Below are 15,365 nucleotides of genomic sequence, written 5' to 3'. Positions count from 1 at the left end.
ACGGGTGAAGTCATCACCGGCGAGATTGCGAGCCTATCCATTTTTCAGACTGCATGACGTCTTCACCCGGTATTTAACTGTAGAGACTGACCTCGGGAATCTTGTCGTTTAAAACGAACTCACCGACTTCCTTGGCCTTGTAGAAGACCGGATCGTGCAAGGTATGGGTCCGCACATTGCGCCAGAAGCGATCGAAACGGTATTTCTCCGCGGTCGAACGCGCACCGGTGAGTTCAAAGACGCGCGAGGTGATATCAAGCGAAACCTGGGTCGCATGCACCTTCGCCGCATAGGCTTCGGCTGCCGCCTCGCCGCGCTCTCGCGCCGTTGCCTTGTATCCTCTTGCGAGAGCCTTCTGAACCGCCGCCGCAGCGCTGTCGGCCAACGCAGCGGAGGCTTTCAGGGCAGCAGTAAACTCGCCGACACGTTCGAGAATGTAGGGATCGTCCGATGCGCGTTCGACACCGGAGGTAACCCAGGGCCGCGTCGTCGTTCGGACGTAGTCGACCGCCTCGCGCAATGCACCCTCGGCCGTGCCCAGGTAGAAGTTCACGAAAACAAGCTGAATGAGCGGCGTGTTGAATGTCGCAAGCACCGGGGCTTCGCCGCCCACCGATGCCACCTTGTCCAGATCCTCCTCATAGACGGGGAAATCGTGGAATTCGACGCTGCCGCTGTCGGAGAGACGTTGGCCGAAATTGTCCCAGTCGTCATTGGCCTTGTAGCCGGCCCGGTTGGTCGGGACGGCAAAGCCGATAATCTTGTCGTCGAGCGCGGCATTGGCGTTGATGTAATCGGACACGCGAGCGGCCGTCGAGAACGATTTGCGGCCGTTCAGGACATAGCCGTTACCGCGACGCGTCAGCACGAGGCCCGGATCGCGCGGATTGACCGCAGCGCCCCAATAGAGGCTGTTGGCAACCGTCTTTCCACCGAGCTCCTGCGCACGCGACTCGTCGAAGGCCCAGTAGACATATTGGCTGTTGACGTAGTGATAGCCGAGAAGCTGGCCGATGGAGCTTTCTCCGCGCGCAAGAATGCGCACCAGCCGCAATCCATCCACCCAATCGAGACCGCCGCCGCCGATCTGCTGTGCGTGCAGGGCGTTCAGCAGCCCCGCATTCTTCAGTTTGATGATTTCGCCGAGCGGCGGCCGTCCCTCGCGATCGAGCTCTGCGGCGCGCTTCGAAAGATCGGCGGCAATCTCTTCCGCTCGGGCAAAGAGGTCCTCTCGCGTGGCGTTCCGATTGCTCGCAAAGACGACGTTGGACTGGCTCATAATGTGAACTCCGGTTCAGTGATGTAGTCCGGCGGGATCAAAAGGCCCCGCCGGAAGATCGAGGTCGGCAGCTTAGAAAAGCTTGTCCGGTATCCAGCTTGCGGTGACCGCGTCGCTCGTGCTGAAGGCCGGAACTTTCTGCGCCAGTTCCTCGATCGTCTTGACGCCGGCCGCCCGCAGCCCTTCCTGTGTCAGCAGCGTCGGCTTGACGGTGATCTGGTGCGGAACCTCTTGGCCCGCGACCTGCAAAGCCGCAGCACGGATGGAGACGGCGCCGACCACGGCCGGATTGGTGGCGACCGTCGCGACCCATGGGCTGCCCGGTTCGACGATCTCCTGGATGTCGGCGGTCGACACATCGGCCGAATAGATCTTCAGTTTGCCCGTGATGCCGAGATCCGTGGCGGCAAGCTTCACGCCGCGCGCGAATTCATCATAGGGAGCAAAGACGACTGATATATCGGGATTGGCCGTCAGCACCGCCTTTGCCTGGTCGGCGGTCGACGTTGCCGTCGTGTCGCTGACATTGCCGAAACGGGCTTTTTCGACGACCCCTGCGTTCTGCTTCTTGAAGGTGTCCCAGACTTCGTTGCGGCGATCGAGCGGCGCGAAGCCGGCAACATAGACGTAGCCCGCCTTGAAGCTGGCGCCATTGTCCTTGACCACCTGCTTCAGAGCGAGATCGGCAAGCTCGTGATCGCTCTGTTCGACCTGCGGGATCTTCGGATTGTTGAGATTGACGTCGAAGGCGACGACCTTGATGCCCTTGTCGAGCGCCTGCTGCACGACATCGCCAAGCGATTCCGGCAGGCCGTGATCGATGACGATGGCGGAGACGCCGAGATTGATTGCCTGGAGGATCTGCTCGCGCTGGGCGGCGGCATCCTGGCGGCCCGGAAAGACGCGAAGGTCGATATCGAGCGCCTTGGCCTGCGCTTCCGCACCGGCCTGGTAGGCCTGGAAGAAGTCGCCGGCGGAGATATAGCTGACCAGAGCAACCTTCACGCCGCCCTTGTCGAAGGGCGCAGGCGCGCCGTTAACCCCGGCGGCCAGTGCTGCCTGTGTCAGAAGAAGAGGGGCAACGGCCGACAGGGCGAGCCGTGTGATAAATTTCATCGTCGCGATCCTCACGATCAACCGAAAGCGTCGTCTGACGGAACCATGACCCTGCGACGCGTGCAATTATTAGATATAATCTCTATGTTTTTAGTAGATTAAATCGTCCGATTTTGCCCGCCTTCGGAGATTCTTTGTTCGCTAGCCGAATAGATGGCGGCAAGGACATGCCTCGCGAATGGGCCAGCATTCGGAGCACAATCCCGATATCAGAAAACGTTCCATTCGGTGTCGCCAGCCCACACCATCGCAAAACCCGATACGCCGTATGAGAGACGGCATCATGGAAATTTCCACATGCGTCCAGGTTTTGGAAAAACGTTCCTCCGTAAATCGTTAAATCTATCTATTTTGTAATCTATTGGCATTTTGGATTGCTGGAGAGGTGCTTTCATGACCAAGGGACAAACGACCGGCCTCGGACGCCGGGACATTCTAAAATTGACGGCCGTTGCCGGGACCGCGCTCGCGGCTTCGAGCATTCTGTCGAAAACCGCCGCCGCTGACGACGCATTGTCGTTGAAAGGCAAGCGCATCGCCATCAGCGCGACCGGAACCGACCACTATTTCGACCTGCAGGCCTATAACGCGCAAATCGACGAGGTAAAGCGGCTCGGCGGCACGCCGATCGCCGTCGACGCCGGCCGCAATGACGGCAAGCTGGTGTCGCAGCTGCAGACGCTGATCGCGCAGAAGCCCGATGCGATCGTTCAGATCCTCGGCACACTGAGCGTCATCGATCCCTGGCTGAAAAAGGCCCGTGACGCCGGTATTCCCGTTTTGACCGTGGACGTCGGCTCGACCAATTCGATCAACAACACAACGTCGGACAACTGGGGCATCGGCAAGGACCTGGCGCTGCAGCTAGTCTCCGACATCGGCGGCGAAGGCAATATCGTCGTCTTCAACGGCTTCTATGGCGTGACGCCCTGCGCGATTCGCTATGACCAGCTCGTCAACGTCGTCAAATACTTCCCGAAGGTGAAGATCATTCAGCCGGAGCTCCGCGACGTCATTCCGAACACGGTTCAGGACGCTTTCACCCAGATCACCGCGATCCTCAACAAATATCCGGAGAAGGGTTCGATCAAGGCGATCTGGTCGGCCTGGGACATCCCGCAGCTAGGCGCCACGCAGGCTCTCGCCGCTGCCGGCCGCACCGAGATCCGCACATACGGCGTCGACGGCAGTCCGGAAGTGCTGCAGCTCGTTGCCGATCCCAATTCGCCGGCCGGTGCGGACGCAGCCCAGCAGCCGGCGGAAATCGGCCGCACCGCCATCCGCAATGTCGCCAAGCTGCTTTCGGGCCAGACGCTGCCGCGCGAGACCTACGTGCCCGCGCTGCTCGCAAACAAGCGCAATGTCGCCGATGTGATCAAGACGCTCGGTATCGGTTGATCTGCAAGCAGGCGATGCGGATTCTCCCGCATCGCCCCTCGAAAGACGAAGGGGCCTCCTTTCATGACCGTAACCGAACGGGCGACTAAGGCAGACAGCGCGCCACACATCCTGCGCTTCGATAACATCGTCAAGCGCTTCGGCGGCGCGCAGGCGCTGGCCGGCGCGTCGCTCGCCGTCAGGCCCGGCACCGTCCACGGCCTTGTTGGGCAGAACGGTGCAGGCAAATCCACGCTGATTAAGCTCCTCGCCGGTCTGCACACCCCGGACGAGGGACGGATCGAGATTGACGGCAGGGTCCATGATCGCCTGACGCCGCATCTGTGCGAAGAGCTCGGCATTCACTTCATTCACCAGGATCGGCTGCTGGTCCCGACCTTTACCGTCGGAGAATCGCTGTTTCTCGGGCGGGAAATTCGCCACGGCAAGACACCTTTCCTGGATCGCAGCGCCATGCAACGCCGCGCCGACGAGCTGCTTGCCAATTATTTCGGCGTGGATCTGCCAAAGAACGCGCTCATCAGCGAGCTTTCGACCGCCGAGCGGCAGATCGTCCAGATCACCCGCGCGCTGCTGCACAAGCCGAAGATCCTCGTCTTCGACGAACCGACCGCGGCGCTGGTACGGCAGGAGGCGGAGATCCTGTTCCGACTGATCCGCCGTCTGCGCGGTGAAGGCGTGACCATCATCTACGTCTCGCATTATCTCAACGAAATCGAGGCCTTGTGCGACGATGTCACCGTTCTGCGCAATGGTGTCGACGTCGCTTCCCTGACGAAGGGCGAGATCTCGGCTGGTCGGATCGCCAGCCTGATGGTCGAGCGCGACATCGCCGACATGTTTCCCAAACGGAAAATCGAACTGGGCAAGGAAATCCTCAAGGTCAAAAACCTCTCGGCAACGGGCCGGTTCCATGACGTCAGCCTCTCGCTGCATCGCGGCGAAATCCTCGGCATTACGGGCCTGCTCGGCTCGGGAGCAAAGGATCTCGTGCGGACCCTCTTTGGATTGCAGACGGCGACAAGCGGAACGATCGATATCGATGCGCGCGGCCTGAAGCCACGCAATCCGGTCGAAGCCGTCGATCATCAGATCGCCTTGGTGCCAGAAGACCGGCGCGGCCACGGCGTGGGACTGGAGCTCAGCGTGCGTGAAAACATCACGCTGTCGAGCCTTGGCCGCTATACGCGCTTCGGCTTTCTCAACCGCAAGCGGGAAAGCGACGATACCGACGAGCTGATCAAGCGGTTGCAGATCAAGACGGCCGGGCGCGAAGCGCTGGTGCACACCCTTTCGGGCGGCAACCAGCAGAAGGTCGCGATTGCCAAATGGCTGAGCCGGCGGTCGGAAATCTATCTGCTGGATGAGCCGACCGTCGGCGTCGATATCGGCTCGAAAGTCGAAATCTATTCGCTGATCGGCGAGCTTGCCGCGCGAGGTGCCGGTGTGATCGTACTGTCTTCGGATCTTCAGGAGCTTGTGGGCATTACCGACAGGATTCTGGTGCTGTTTCGCGGTCGGGTCACACGCGAATTGATCTCCTCTCAGACCACAACGGACGAAGTGCTGTCGGCATCGACCGGCGCCCGGGAAGGATTGCGCCATGTCGGCTGATATTCAGTTTGCTTCCCTCCCCGAGCCTCCGACAGCACAGGCGCTGCCGACCGGCGGCAAGCTCGCCGCTGCCGCCCTGCGGTTCGGTTCGCTGCTGGCTTTTGTCGCCATTCTGGCAATTTTTGCGCTGACGGCACCCTATTTCCTGACGGTCGGCAATATCGGCAACGTGCTTGGGCAATCGGCCATTTCGGGCGTTCTCGCCGTCGGTCTGACCATCGTACTCATCGCCGGCGGCTCCAATGTCGTCACGGGCGGCATAGACCTCTCGCTTGCCGCCAATATGGGACTCAGCGCCGCCGTTTACGCAAGCCTCATCCAGCTCGGCTTCAGCGATCTGGTCGCTGCAGCCGGCGCGCTGGCGACCGGTCTGGCGATCGGCGCCGTCAATGCGCTGGCGATCGTTTTTGCCGGCATCGTCCCGTTGCTGGCGACCCTTGCCGTGATGAATGTCGTCGCCGGGCTGGAGCTGGTGCTGACTCAAAACACCGTGCTTCCCGCGTCGACCGACCTCCTGACCGTTCTTTCATCCTCGGACGATTTCGGCATTCCGATCCTCGCCTATGTGCTGATCGGCTTTACCGTCATCGTCACGGCGATCGTGCAATTCACCCCACTCGGCCTCAGGCTCTATGCCGTCGGTGAGTTTCCGGAGGCAGCACGCGCCGCCGGATTGCCGTTGAAGAGCCTGGTTGCGGGCGCTTTCGTCGCCAGTGGGTTCTGCGGCGGCATCGCCGGCATTCTCTCCGTCGCCTACCTCAGCGGCAGCACGACCGGTTCGGGCGAGATGCTGCTCCCCGTCGTCGTCACCGCGTTGCTGGGCTCGGTCTTCTCCCGCCGGCTCGTGCCGACCATCGGCGGCACACTGATCTCGACACTGTTCGTCGGCTTCCTCATCAACGGCTTTCAGCTGCTTAACCTGCCCAGTACGCTGGTCAGCGGCGTTCAGGGTCTGCTGATCCTCATCGTGGTTTCCGCGACCACCCTGCTGCGCAAACGGGAGATCTGAGCCATGACCGCTGCCATCGCCCCGACACGATCATTCGCCGGCCTCGCCCGCTACGGGCTCATCATCGCCCTTGTCGCCGTCTTCTCGTTGTTTTCGACCGTAGCGCCGACCTTCTTAAGCCCCGGCAATCTGCAGAGCATCCTCGTCAACAACTTCACGCTGCTGGCCATCGTCTCGATCGCCATGACCTTCGCCGTTGCCGCCGGCGGGATCGATCTATCCGTCGGGACGGCGGTCGATTTCGCGAGCTTCGCCTTTGTCTCCGGTATTCTTGCAGGTCTGCCCGTGCCGCTGGCGGCGCTGGCAGGCCTTGGCGCGGGAGCCCTGGTCGGCGGCGTCAATGCCGTCCTGATTTCGGCGATCGGCGTATCGCCATTCCTGGCAACGCTCGGAACGCTGTTCATCGGCCGCAGCATACAGCAGCTGCTGACGGATGGGGGCAACCCGGTCTATCTGCCGCCATCAGGCGTTCCCGCAGCTTTGCGCTTTATCGGGCATGGGACGTTTGCCGGACTTCCCATACCGCTTCTGATCGCAGCGGCGATCATCGCCGGAGCGGCGCTGCTGTTCGCACGCATGCGTTTCGGCCGCGTCGTGCTTGCCATCGGCATCCAACCGCGCACGGTGCGCTATTCGGGGATCGGCCTAGCGAAACATGTGGCCGTGACCTTCATTCTTGCGAGCATGATTGCCGCCTTTGCCGGGCTGATCCTGATGGCGACGGTCACCGTCTATATCCCCTCCTCCGGCAACGGCTTCATGCTGAACGCCATCGGCGCCACCTTCATCGGCACGACCTTTTCACCGTTGGGGCGGCCGAATGTCGCCGGCACGGTGCTTGGCGTTCTGCTCCTAAGCATCGTCGCCAATGGCCTGCTGCTGACGGGTCTGAACTTCTACTGGCAGCAGGTCGGCACCGGCCTTCTGATCTTCGCCGTGCTCGCCTTCAGCTTCGTCAACAAGAAAGCCGTCGGCGCCTGAGCGCCGGCCGAACGATACAATCGCAGGAATAGCAAGATGACACGCCAAATCAGGCTCAATGCCTTCGACATGAATTGCGTCGGACACCAGTCACCGGGCCTCTGGCGCCATCCGCGCGACAAATCCTGGACCTACAAGGACCTCGATTATTGGGTCCATCTGGCAAAGACACTGGAGCGTGGCAAATTCGATGGCCTCTTCATCGCCGACGTGCTCGGGGTTTACGACGTGCTGAACGGCAATGTCGATGCGGCCTTGCGCCATTCGGCGCAGGTGCCGGTCAACGATCCGCTGCAGCTTATCCCGACCATGGCTTACGAAACGGAACATCTCGGCTTCGGTCTGACGGCTTCGCTCTCCTTCGAGCATCCCTATACATTCGCCCGGCGCATCTCGACGCTCGATCATCTGACGAAGGGACGCGTCGGCTGGAACATCGTCACTTCCTATTTGAACAGCGGCGCGCTCAATATCGGCCAGTCGGCCCAGACGCAGCATGACGACCGCTATGCGCTGGCCGAGGAATATCTCGAAGTCTGCTACAAGCTCTGGGAAGGCAGCTGGGAAGACGACGCCGTCGTCCGCGATCGCGAAGCGGGAATCTTCACGCGGCCGGAAAAAGTGCATCCGATCCGCCATTCCGGCAAGCATTTCAGCGTTCCCGGCATCCATCTCTGCGAGCCGTCGCCACAGCGCACCCCGGTGCTCTATCAGGCGGGCGCCTCCAGCCGCGGTAAGGATTTCGCCGGCGCCCATGCCGAATGCATTTTCGTGGCAGCACCTTCGAAGGCCGTACTGAAGCGTTATGTCGCCAATGTTCGCGAGGCGGCCGAGCGCGTCGGCCGCAACCCTCGCGAAATCCTCGCCTTCAACCTGCAGATCGTCATCCTTGGCGAGACCGATGCCGAGGCGCAGCGCAAGTTCAACGAATACCGTCAATATGTTTCGCTCGAAGGCGCGCAGGCGCTGATCTCGGGCTGGACCGGCATCGATTTCGGCCAGTTCTCGCCCGATGAAGTATTGCGCCATCGCCATACCAACGCAGTGCAATCCGCCGTCGAGACCTTCACCACGATCGATCCGAACAAGGAATGGACGGTGCGCGAGATGGCGGATTGGGTCGGCATCGGCGGCTTCGGCCCGGTCTTTGTCGGCTCGCCGCAGACGGTCGCCGACCTCATGCAGGAATGGATCGAGGACACGGACGTCGACGGCTTCAATCTCGCCTATGCCGTCACCCCCGAAAGTTTCGAGGATGCCGTCGATCTCCTGGTGCCGGAATTGCAGAAGCGCGGCGTCTACAAGACCGAGTATCGCGCGGGCACCCTGCGCGAGAAGCTCGGTGGCAGTGGCCCAAGGCTCGCGGCACCGCATCCGGCGACCGGTTATCGCAATCTTGGGGTGCCCACGGCCCCATCCAGACGCGTCGGATAAGCTTTAGGCAAGGGCTCCGCGAGCTTCCACGGCTGCCCCGCCTTGGATAGAGACGAGAAGATGCCTCGTCTCAGCCGCCCCAGGTCTGCTCGAGGACGCGAACCCAGTTCTGATGGGCGATCTTTGCAAGCGCCTGCTCGTCAAAACCATGCGCGCGCAAGGCGTCGATCAGCTTCGGCAAGCCGCTGGCATCGCCAAGCGCTGCCGGAATGGTCGTGCCATCGAAATCGGAGCCGAGCGCGACATGCTCTATGCCAATGCGCTCGGCAATGTAGGCGACGTGGCGAACGAGGATGTCGAGCGGAGTATCTTGGTTCCTCACGCCGTCGTCGCGCAGGAACAGCACGCCGAAATTGATGCCAACCAGACCACCGGTATCGCGGATCGCATCGAGCTGCTTATCTGTGAGATTACGGCTGTGCGGGGAAAGCGCATGCGCATTGGAATGCGAGGCAACCAGCGGCGCATTCGACAATCTCGCGATATCCCAGAATCCCTGCTCGTTCATGTGCGAGAGATCGATCATGATCCTGAGCTCGTTGCAGGCGCGGATCAGATCCTTGCCGGCATCGGTGAGGCCGGGGCCGATATCCGGCGTCGAGGGAAAGCGGAAAGGCACGCCATGAGCAAAGACGTTCGAGCGGCTCCAGACAGGTCCGAGCGTGCGCAGGCCGGCCTGATGCAGGACGTAAAGGGCATCGAGATCGGCCGCGACAGCCTCAGCGCCCTCGATATGGAAAACGGCAGCGAATTGGCCTTCGGCGATCGACCGCTTGATATCGGCGGCCGAGCGGCAGACCTTCACGGCTCCCTCGGACCGGGCTTCGATCGCAAGCAGAAGCCGCGCCATGGCCAGGGTTTCGTTCAGCGCATCGGGCTGGGCAGGCGTGGCAAAATCGGCGTTCTCAGGCTTCGGCTGATCCGGCGACGGGATGAATATGGCGCAGAGCCCGCCGGCAAGACCGCCACGACGCGCGCGGGGCAGATCGATATGTCCGGCAGCCTCGCCATTCAGGAAAGCGTCGACGGAATTCAAGCCGCCGCGGCGCAGCCGGAGCAGCACGTCGTTGTGGCCATCAAAGACGGGGATAAGCGAAGATTCGGTCATGTGTCATTCCAAAGCTGTGGTTGATATCTGCGTAGGTAAATTTGGCGGGACGGGCAAATGCAAACTACGCATGAAAAACGGAGTGGTTGCTCGCAAAACGCGCCGGTGAAGAGCTCCGCGAGGATATGATGGAGACCGGGCCATGCCAAGCCTCGTTATGTCAGGCATAGAGCTATCGCCGAAGACGGTAACGCCTTCAATCGAATACCGGTACGACATTAGCCTGCAGCGCAGCACGAAGGCAGTCGGCTCTTGCACGGACGTCAATCGACACGCCGTCCCGAAATTGCTCAATATGTACCGATGCGACACGACTCCGCATCTCCTGCCGCCATAGTTTAGAGCAATTGCCACGCGAATATGAGGTTGATGACCCGTAGGACTTGCCTTTTCGAAATCGCGCTGCAAATGAAAGGGTTTGGCATCATCAGGTAGCTAAGGGATACGGCAAGGTGCAACATGTCGTTTCGCTGGAGAAAAGACAGCCCGAAGCAGGCTTTGGACCTTATTCCTGTTGAAACAGGCGACCATCTATCTGCCGACATCATGAGTGGCCGTTTGAAGGCGGTGCTCATGTTTTATCCTGACGGTATTCGAGGAGACCGGATTGTCTGATTTGCGGCGCGAAGAACAATCCGCATCTGCGTCCATCGAGACGAAGGATCGGCCGTTGCGCGAGGACCGAAGACCCCAACCGTCAGATCGGCGACGCTTTCCGCGACCGGAGAAACCGGCGACCGAAGACGCTTTGCCACCACCGGCTTTGCAGCCGCTGCGGTTTTCGACGCGCGAACTCGAACCGGCGGCGCAATTTGCCGCCTGGCAGACTTATATCGCACCGCATGTCGACATCCGGCTGCCGGATAATGTCTCGCCGGAAACCGGCTTTCCAGCAGACCATGTGGCCTGGAACCTCGGTGGCATGCTCATCGTTCAGCAGGATACGCCTCCTCACAGCTACATGCGCTCACAGGCGAAGGTAAAAGCCAACCTCATCGATCATTGGCATATCTCCGTCCTGAGCGATGGCCGGACGTGGACGGAGGTCGATGGGCGTGTGCTGGAAGGAGAGCCGGGCAAGATAGAATTGCGCTCTCTAGGGCATCCTTTTCGGGGACGATCGACGGGGGCGAAGACCCTCTCGCTCTTTCTGCCGCGAGCATTGCTGTTCGAGGTTCCTGCCCCCGTCGAGATCGAAAACAACATCGCCCTTTCCGGGATCTTCACCGGCATGCTGATCGAATATCTCGGCAGCGTCACGGATAATCTTCCTCACTTTGCGGCGACGGACCTGCCGCATGTCGTCCAGACGGTGCGCAACATGATCGTGGCTTCGGTTTCGACATCGGCGGCGCAATCGACGGGCGTCGAACAGCATAGCACCCTGGCGGTAACGGAGCGCGTGCGGCGTTTCGTCGAAAGCAATCTTGCCGCAGGCGATCTGACGGTGGAGCAGATATGCCGGCAGCTCGGCATATCCCGCACCAGGCTTTACCAAATCTTCGAGCAATATGGCGGCGTGCATCATTATATTCAGCGACGCCGTCTCCTGTCGGCCCATGCCGCGCTCAGCGATCCGGCGAACCGGGAACAGATCCTCGATATCGCCTTTGGTGTCGGGTTTTCGTCGGCAGCACACTTCAGCCGGGCCTTCAGCAAGGAATTCGGCTACAGTCCTCGCGAAGCAAGAAACCTCACCATTCCGCGCTATCTTGGACAAGTCGCCTCGCCGGTATCGCCCGACAGCACCCATTCCTTCGAAGAATGGCTAAGGACCCTCGGCTACTATCATTAGAGACGATGGATTCGATATCCCGCAAGCGCGCGTAAAGCGGATTGCTTCACGCAATGGACGATACATTCGTCCACGCCATCTCGGGGCTGAACCGCCGGATCGCACTTCAGCAATTGCGAAAATGGACGCTGCTGCAAGTTTCAGGATGCACGGCTAACGACATCCCGTGCGTAACCTATTAGAAAAGAAGCATAATAATCGTTTGGACACCAAAGCCCTGGTGTGTGGCGAATGTACCCTCCGTCCACCAAGGCACAGCTTTAGGGAACATAGCAATGGTATCGACCCGCCAGACAATGAACATCAGCAAGCCTCAACATCCTTCCACTGACGCCTATCGCGCCGTCGAACGCGAAGAAGTTCTTGAAGTAGCGTTTCGCGATTTCGTGCAAATGGCGCTTGCTGCCGGCTGGAATGAACCGGAAGTCGCTTTGACGCTCGCCGATATCGCCGACGACTATGTCATGGCTCTCGCTGGTAGAGTTGCCGAAAAATAGTGTTGCGTACCCGTCCGTGCCCCGCAGGGGTGGGCACGAACGGCCAGCAGCAACTCTTCAGCCTGCCGCCGGCGACACCGCTCACCACGAAGGCGGCTCGCCGGCGGCACGAGTTTTACCCACCAACACGGCAGGCATGCCTCCTTCATGCGGCGCCCTATCCGGGCGGGACTTGAAGAAAGCGAATAGTGATGAAAGTCAGGCAACATCTCTGGTTTCGGCGTGACATGGAATCGGCGATCGAGTTCTACGCGACGCTTATTCCGAATTCGGCAACCGGGTGGATCTCGAACATCTTAACCGACAATCCGAATGGTCCGGCCGGCAGCGTGAAGTTCGCAGGCTTCACAATCGGCAACCGTTCCTTCATGGGCTTCGAGGCCGGACCGTTCGATCGCTCCGAGCATTACTCTTCCATCATCTTCGAATGCGCAACGCAGGCCGAAGCGGATTTTCTGCGCAATGCTCTGGAAAAGGGCAATTCGACGGACGGGTGCGGCCCGGTGGTAGATCCCTGGGGTATATCCTGGCAGTTCTTGGTGACGTCGCAAGGCGATGACATCGAAGCATCAGCCGCATCCGACAAGACCAGCAGCGCTGTTCCTGCGAAAAAGAGATTCGCCGCCGCCTGAGGTTGGGCGACAAACGGCAACAAAGCTCAAGAGCAGCAACGGCGCATCCTTTTTCAGCCAGTCGAAGGGATGCGCGGCCGCGAAGGTAAGCGGAAGCCGATCCACACTCGGCTTCCGCTTACGCTATATCGGCTATCAGTTAAGAGCCGGGCAACCGCTTCGGTTAGCGAAGGCCATGCGGTCCGGGCCGCCATCATTCCAGCCACGCACGATGATACGCCGTCCATTGCTGTCAATTGAATCGATGCGCCGGAAGCCTTCGGCACGGGCGGCTCGCATAAGCTCGCGCCGGCTGCAGCCGCGATCACGATCCCAATCGCGATCCCGGTCACGATCCCAGCCGCGCGGCGGGCGGTCCCAATCCCGGCCCCGGTCACGCTGCCAGGGCGGCGGGGCATAGCCGTCATCGCCGCCATAGTACTGTGCCGAGGCAGCAGAGGTCATCAGTTGCAGTGCGGCCAGCCCGATCAAGGCGACACGCGATACTCGTACGAAACGTTCCAACATTTCCCTTACCCCATTTTCTCTCATGGACCAGGCAGAGATACACCAACTCGCCTGAACTCTGCCTGAACGCCGCCGGAGCCTGATCATGGCACACGGCCGGACGTCAAGGGGACTATCGAAGGAATAGTCATTGGCGGCCGCGCAGATGCGCTCGCAATTTCCTCGACGACCGGCAGAATTCAATGTCTTCGAGATTCACGGCATTCAGCCGGCATATCGCCGCTGAAGCGCATCGGTATAGCAAAACCGCCGCACATTTTTGCGCGACCTGCCTCAGGGCATACGATCTCCATCCCGCCAATCGGTGATGGCCGAATGGACCGGCTGGGACAGAAGCATTGCGCCGGCGAGACAATAGAGCAGTACGATAATGGCCGTTTCCATGATCAGCGGCAGGAAAGCAAATCGGGCACCGGGACCGTCTTCCTCTTCAGGAAAAAGATCCGGCAGTCCAAGGATCATGGCCACCAGCGGCGAGGCCAGGATCGCGACGAAGGCGCCAGCATGAAACCAGAGGCGTAGTCGAGGTAATTTTCCCGCCGACCAGAAGGCCAAAAGCGGCGCGCCGATATTGCATATCAAGCCAAGCAAAACGGCAATCTCTGTCGGCAGGATCGAATCGTCGTACATGAATCCTCAATGCCCTGATGCTATCCAGATTAGTATCACGCATACGAAATGACAACTTGCTCACATGCAGATGCCGGTCTAGCCGACGAGTTCGCCTCGCCCATGTCCGAATGTTTCCGCCCGATGGAATTTGTGGGGAATCTTGTTGCCGAACGTAAGAGTGCCGCCCCGCCCTTAATATGGCGGCTCCGCTATCTGGACGATGACATCCTAGCACTCGATGCCTGTGATCGTCGGTTTGAACACGATGGTTTTCTCGCCGATATCTCCGTCGTCGGCGACAGCGCGGCGAACCAACTGCGCGGCCATCTCGCCCATGGCGCGCCTTGGCGAACGGGAGGTTGCGATCGGCGCCGGCAGAGAGCCGACCAGATCCAGCCCATTGAATCCGGCAATCAGCACCTGGCCGGGAACCGCAACGCCGAGTTCCATACAGGCGAACAATCCGCCGCTCGCCATGTCGTCGTTGGAATAATAAATGCAGTCGACGTCGGGCACCGCCGCAAGCATTGCCGTCGTCAGTTGCTTTCCGAGCGCGATCGAGGAAAAGGCATCGTCAATCCGCTGCTCGATGAAACCCAGACCATGCGCGCGCAATATACGCTCGAAGCCGGCCTTGCGCTTGCCGGCACGCAGGTCCTTTTCCAGCGCGCTGCCGACATAGCCGAACCGCCGGCGGCCGGCGGCAATGAGCGCCTCGGCCATGTCTTCGCCCGCCGCGCCATGCGACAGCCCCACATTGAAATCGATCGGCGCACCATCGAGGTCCATGAGCTGGATGACCGGAATATTGGCATGGCGGAGCAAGTCCACCGTCTCCTCCGGCTGATCCAGACCGGTGACGATGATGGCACAGGGTTGCCAGGAGAGCATGTCGCGGATGATGTCGCGCTCTTTTGCCATATCATAGTCTGATATGCCGAACACGGCCTGCATGCCGGAACCGTCGAGCCCGGCGGAAATGCCGGCAAGAATCTCAGCGAAAACGATGTTCGACATGCTGGGAACGACGACGGCGACCAGATTGGTGCGCTGCGAGGATAGCGAGAGCGCCAGCCTGTTGCCCACATAGTTCATTCGCGTTGCCGCTTCGACGACCCTGCCGCGCGTCTCGCTGGAGACGTCAGCCACGCCGCGCAAAGCGCGCGAAGCCGTCATCTTGCTGACGCCCGCTTCGATCGCGATTTCTTCCAGAGTGGGTTTGCGCATCCCCAAGCAACCCTCGATGAACGATGGCGGCTGGCACAATGCCGCTCTTCTTCATAGAATGTTTCCTGGAAAAGGCAAACATCCGCCTATTGACAATTCCCTGGAAAAGAAGGCTATGTTACCGATACCGGTATCGGTAACATGAGCTGAAAATCG

Annotated in this window: 15 protein-coding genes; 9 read left to right on the top strand and 6 right to left on the bottom strand. The window is 60.3% G+C overall.

Annotation, left to right across the window (positions count from 1 at the left end; genetic code table 11):
* Positions 1-73 precede the first annotated feature (73 nt).
* Both ACPYOP_RS11845 and ACPYOP_RS11840 read right to left on the bottom strand, forming a co-directional pair.
* Positions 74-1,279 (bottom strand): acyl-CoA dehydrogenase family protein, encoded by a 1,206-nt coding sequence (locus ACPYOP_RS11845; protein WP_481410580.1) that lies wholly within the window; start codon positions 1,277-1,279, stop codon positions 74-76.
* Positions 1,280-1,351: 72 nt separating this feature from the next.
* The gene (locus tag ACPYOP_RS11840) at positions 1,352-2,395 is read right to left on the bottom strand and encodes a substrate-binding domain-containing protein (protein ID WP_481410579.1); all 1,044 of its coding nucleotides are present in this window, start codon (positions 2,393-2,395) and stop codon (positions 1,352-1,354) included.
* A gap of 393 nt (positions 2,396-2,788) precedes the next feature.
* Between ACPYOP_RS11840 and ACPYOP_RS11835 the strand changes: the two genes are divergently transcribed.
* The 5 genes from ACPYOP_RS11835 (at position 2,789) to ACPYOP_RS11815 (ending at position 8,831) form a co-directional block, all read left to right on the top strand.
* A complete protein-coding gene (locus ACPYOP_RS11835; protein WP_481410578.1) occupies positions 2,789-3,793 on the top strand; it encodes a sugar ABC transporter substrate-binding protein in 1,005 nt (334 codons plus the stop codon).
* A gap of 63 nt (positions 3,794-3,856) precedes the next feature.
* Positions 3,857-5,407 (top strand): sugar ABC transporter ATP-binding protein, encoded by a 1,551-nt coding sequence (locus tag ACPYOP_RS11830; protein WP_481410577.1) that lies wholly within the window; start codon positions 3,857-3,859, stop codon positions 5,405-5,407.
* Positions 5,397-6,416, top strand: a complete 1,020-nt coding sequence (locus ACPYOP_RS11825) for an ABC transporter permease (RefSeq protein ID WP_481410576.1) — start codon at positions 5,397-5,399, stop codon at positions 6,414-6,416. Before ACPYOP_RS11830 ends, ACPYOP_RS11825 begins: the two co-directional genes overlap by 11 nt.
* Before the next feature lie 3 nt (positions 6,417-6,419).
* The gene (locus ACPYOP_RS11820; RefSeq protein WP_481410575.1) at positions 6,420-7,397 is read left to right on the top strand and encodes an ABC transporter permease; all 978 of its coding nucleotides are present in this window, start codon (positions 6,420-6,422) and stop codon (positions 7,395-7,397) included.
* 36 nt (positions 7,398-7,433) lie between these two features.
* On the top strand, positions 7,434-8,831 hold the full coding sequence (locus ACPYOP_RS11815) for an LLM class flavin-dependent oxidoreductase (RefSeq protein ID WP_481410574.1): 1,398 nt from the start codon (positions 7,434-7,436) through the stop codon (positions 8,829-8,831).
* Positions 8,832-8,901: 70 nt separating this feature from the next.
* On the opposite strand, the gene ACPYOP_RS11810 is transcribed toward ACPYOP_RS11815, so the two are convergent.
* The gene (locus tag ACPYOP_RS11810) at positions 8,902-9,939 is read right to left on the bottom strand and encodes a dipeptidase (protein ID WP_481410573.1); all 1,038 of its coding nucleotides are present in this window, start codon (positions 9,937-9,939) and stop codon (positions 8,902-8,904) included.
* A gap of 459 nt (positions 9,940-10,398) precedes the next feature.
* Here ACPYOP_RS11810 and ACPYOP_RS11805 point away from each other — a divergent pair, with 459 nt between their 5' ends.
* The 4 genes from ACPYOP_RS11805 to ACPYOP_RS11790 all read left to right on the top strand — a co-directional run bounded on the left by ACPYOP_RS11805 (position 10,399) and on the right by ACPYOP_RS11790 (position 12,863).
* Positions 10,399-10,554 carry a hypothetical protein gene (locus ACPYOP_RS11805; RefSeq protein WP_481410572.1) on the top strand — a complete coding sequence of 52 codons (156 nt, stop codon included), beginning with the start codon at positions 10,399-10,401 and terminating at the stop codon, positions 10,552-10,554.
* 34 nt (positions 10,555-10,588) lie between these two features.
* Complete coding sequence (locus ACPYOP_RS11800) at positions 10,589-11,734, top strand: AraC family transcriptional regulator (RefSeq protein WP_481410606.1); 1,146 nt, start codon at positions 10,589-10,591, stop codon at positions 11,732-11,734.
* A 275-nt stretch (positions 11,735-12,009) separates the two neighbouring features.
* Complete coding sequence (locus ACPYOP_RS11795; RefSeq protein ID WP_168840309.1) at positions 12,010-12,231, top strand: hypothetical protein; 222 nt, start codon at positions 12,010-12,012, stop codon at positions 12,229-12,231.
* A 191-nt stretch (positions 12,232-12,422) separates the two neighbouring features.
* Positions 12,423-12,863, top strand: coding sequence for a VOC family protein (locus ACPYOP_RS11790; RefSeq protein WP_481410571.1), 441 nt, complete (start codon positions 12,423-12,425; stop codon positions 12,861-12,863).
* Between the two features lie 135 nt (positions 12,864-12,998).
* Here ACPYOP_RS11790 and ACPYOP_RS11785 read toward each other — a convergent pair whose 3' ends face one another.
* From ACPYOP_RS11785 to ACPYOP_RS11775, 3 genes are all read right to left on the bottom strand, one after another.
* Positions 12,999-13,370, bottom strand: coding sequence for a hypothetical protein (locus ACPYOP_RS11785; protein ID WP_481410570.1), 372 nt, complete (start codon positions 13,368-13,370; stop codon positions 12,999-13,001).
* A 273-nt stretch (positions 13,371-13,643) separates the two neighbouring features.
* Positions 13,644-14,000, bottom strand: coding sequence for a hypothetical protein (locus ACPYOP_RS11780; protein ID WP_481410569.1), 357 nt, complete (start codon positions 13,998-14,000; stop codon positions 13,644-13,646).
* Positions 14,001-14,210: 210 nt separating this feature from the next.
* Complete coding sequence (locus tag ACPYOP_RS11775; RefSeq protein WP_481410568.1) at positions 14,211-15,209, bottom strand: LacI family DNA-binding transcriptional regulator; 999 nt, start codon at positions 15,207-15,209, stop codon at positions 14,211-14,213.
* Positions 15,210-15,365 lie beyond the last annotated feature (156 nt).

The organism is Rhizobium sp. KNZ2-6A (assembly GCF_056755475.1).
The sequence above is the reverse complement of the archived record's forward strand: the minus strand, read 5'-3'. Positions and strand labels throughout refer to the sequence as shown.

Excerpts from the sequence above, each read along its gene's own strand:
- ACPYOP_RS11840 (WP_481410579.1), bottom strand. The coding sequence starts at position 2,395 with ATGAAATTTATCACACGGCTCGCCCTGTCGGCCGTTGCCCCTCTTCTT.
- ACPYOP_RS11785 (WP_481410570.1), bottom strand. The coding sequence starts at position 13,370 with ATGTTGGAACGTTTCGTACGAGTATCGCGTGTCGCCTTGATCGGGCTG.
- ACPYOP_RS11780 (WP_481410569.1), bottom strand. The coding sequence starts at position 14,000 with ATGTACGACGATTCGATCCTGCCGACAGAGATTGCCGTTTTGCTTGGC.
- ACPYOP_RS11810 (WP_481410573.1), bottom strand. The coding sequence starts at position 9,939 with ATGACCGAATCTTCGCTTATCCCCGTCTTTGATGGCCACAACGACGTG.
- ACPYOP_RS11835 (WP_481410578.1), top strand. The coding sequence starts at position 2,789 with ATGACCAAGGGACAAACGACCGGCCTCGGACGCCGGGACATTCTAAAA.
- ACPYOP_RS11790 (WP_481410571.1), top strand. The coding sequence starts at position 12,423 with ATGAAAGTCAGGCAACATCTCTGGTTTCGGCGTGACATGGAATCGGCG.
- ACPYOP_RS11795 (WP_168840309.1), top strand. The coding sequence starts at position 12,010 with ATGGTATCGACCCGCCAGACAATGAACATCAGCAAGCCTCAACATCCT.
- ACPYOP_RS11815 (WP_481410574.1), top strand. The coding sequence starts at position 7,434 with ATGACACGCCAAATCAGGCTCAATGCCTTCGACATGAATTGCGTCGGA.
- ACPYOP_RS11845 (WP_481410580.1), bottom strand. The coding sequence starts at position 1,279 with ATGAGCCAGTCCAACGTCGTCTTTGCGAGCAATCGGAACGCCACGCGA.
- ACPYOP_RS11805 (WP_481410572.1), top strand. The coding sequence starts at position 10,399 with ATGTCGTTTCGCTGGAGAAAAGACAGCCCGAAGCAGGCTTTGGACCTT.
- ACPYOP_RS11830 (WP_481410577.1), top strand. The coding sequence starts at position 3,857 with ATGACCGTAACCGAACGGGCGACTAAGGCAGACAGCGCGCCACACATC.
- ACPYOP_RS11820 (WP_481410575.1), top strand. The coding sequence starts at position 6,420 with ATGACCGCTGCCATCGCCCCGACACGATCATTCGCCGGCCTCGCCCGC.
- ACPYOP_RS11825 (WP_481410576.1), top strand. The coding sequence starts at position 5,397 with ATGTCGGCTGATATTCAGTTTGCTTCCCTCCCCGAGCCTCCGACAGCA.
- ACPYOP_RS11775 (WP_481410568.1), bottom strand. The coding sequence starts at position 15,209 with ATGCGCAAACCCACTCTGGAAGAAATCGCGATCGAAGCGGGCGTCAGC.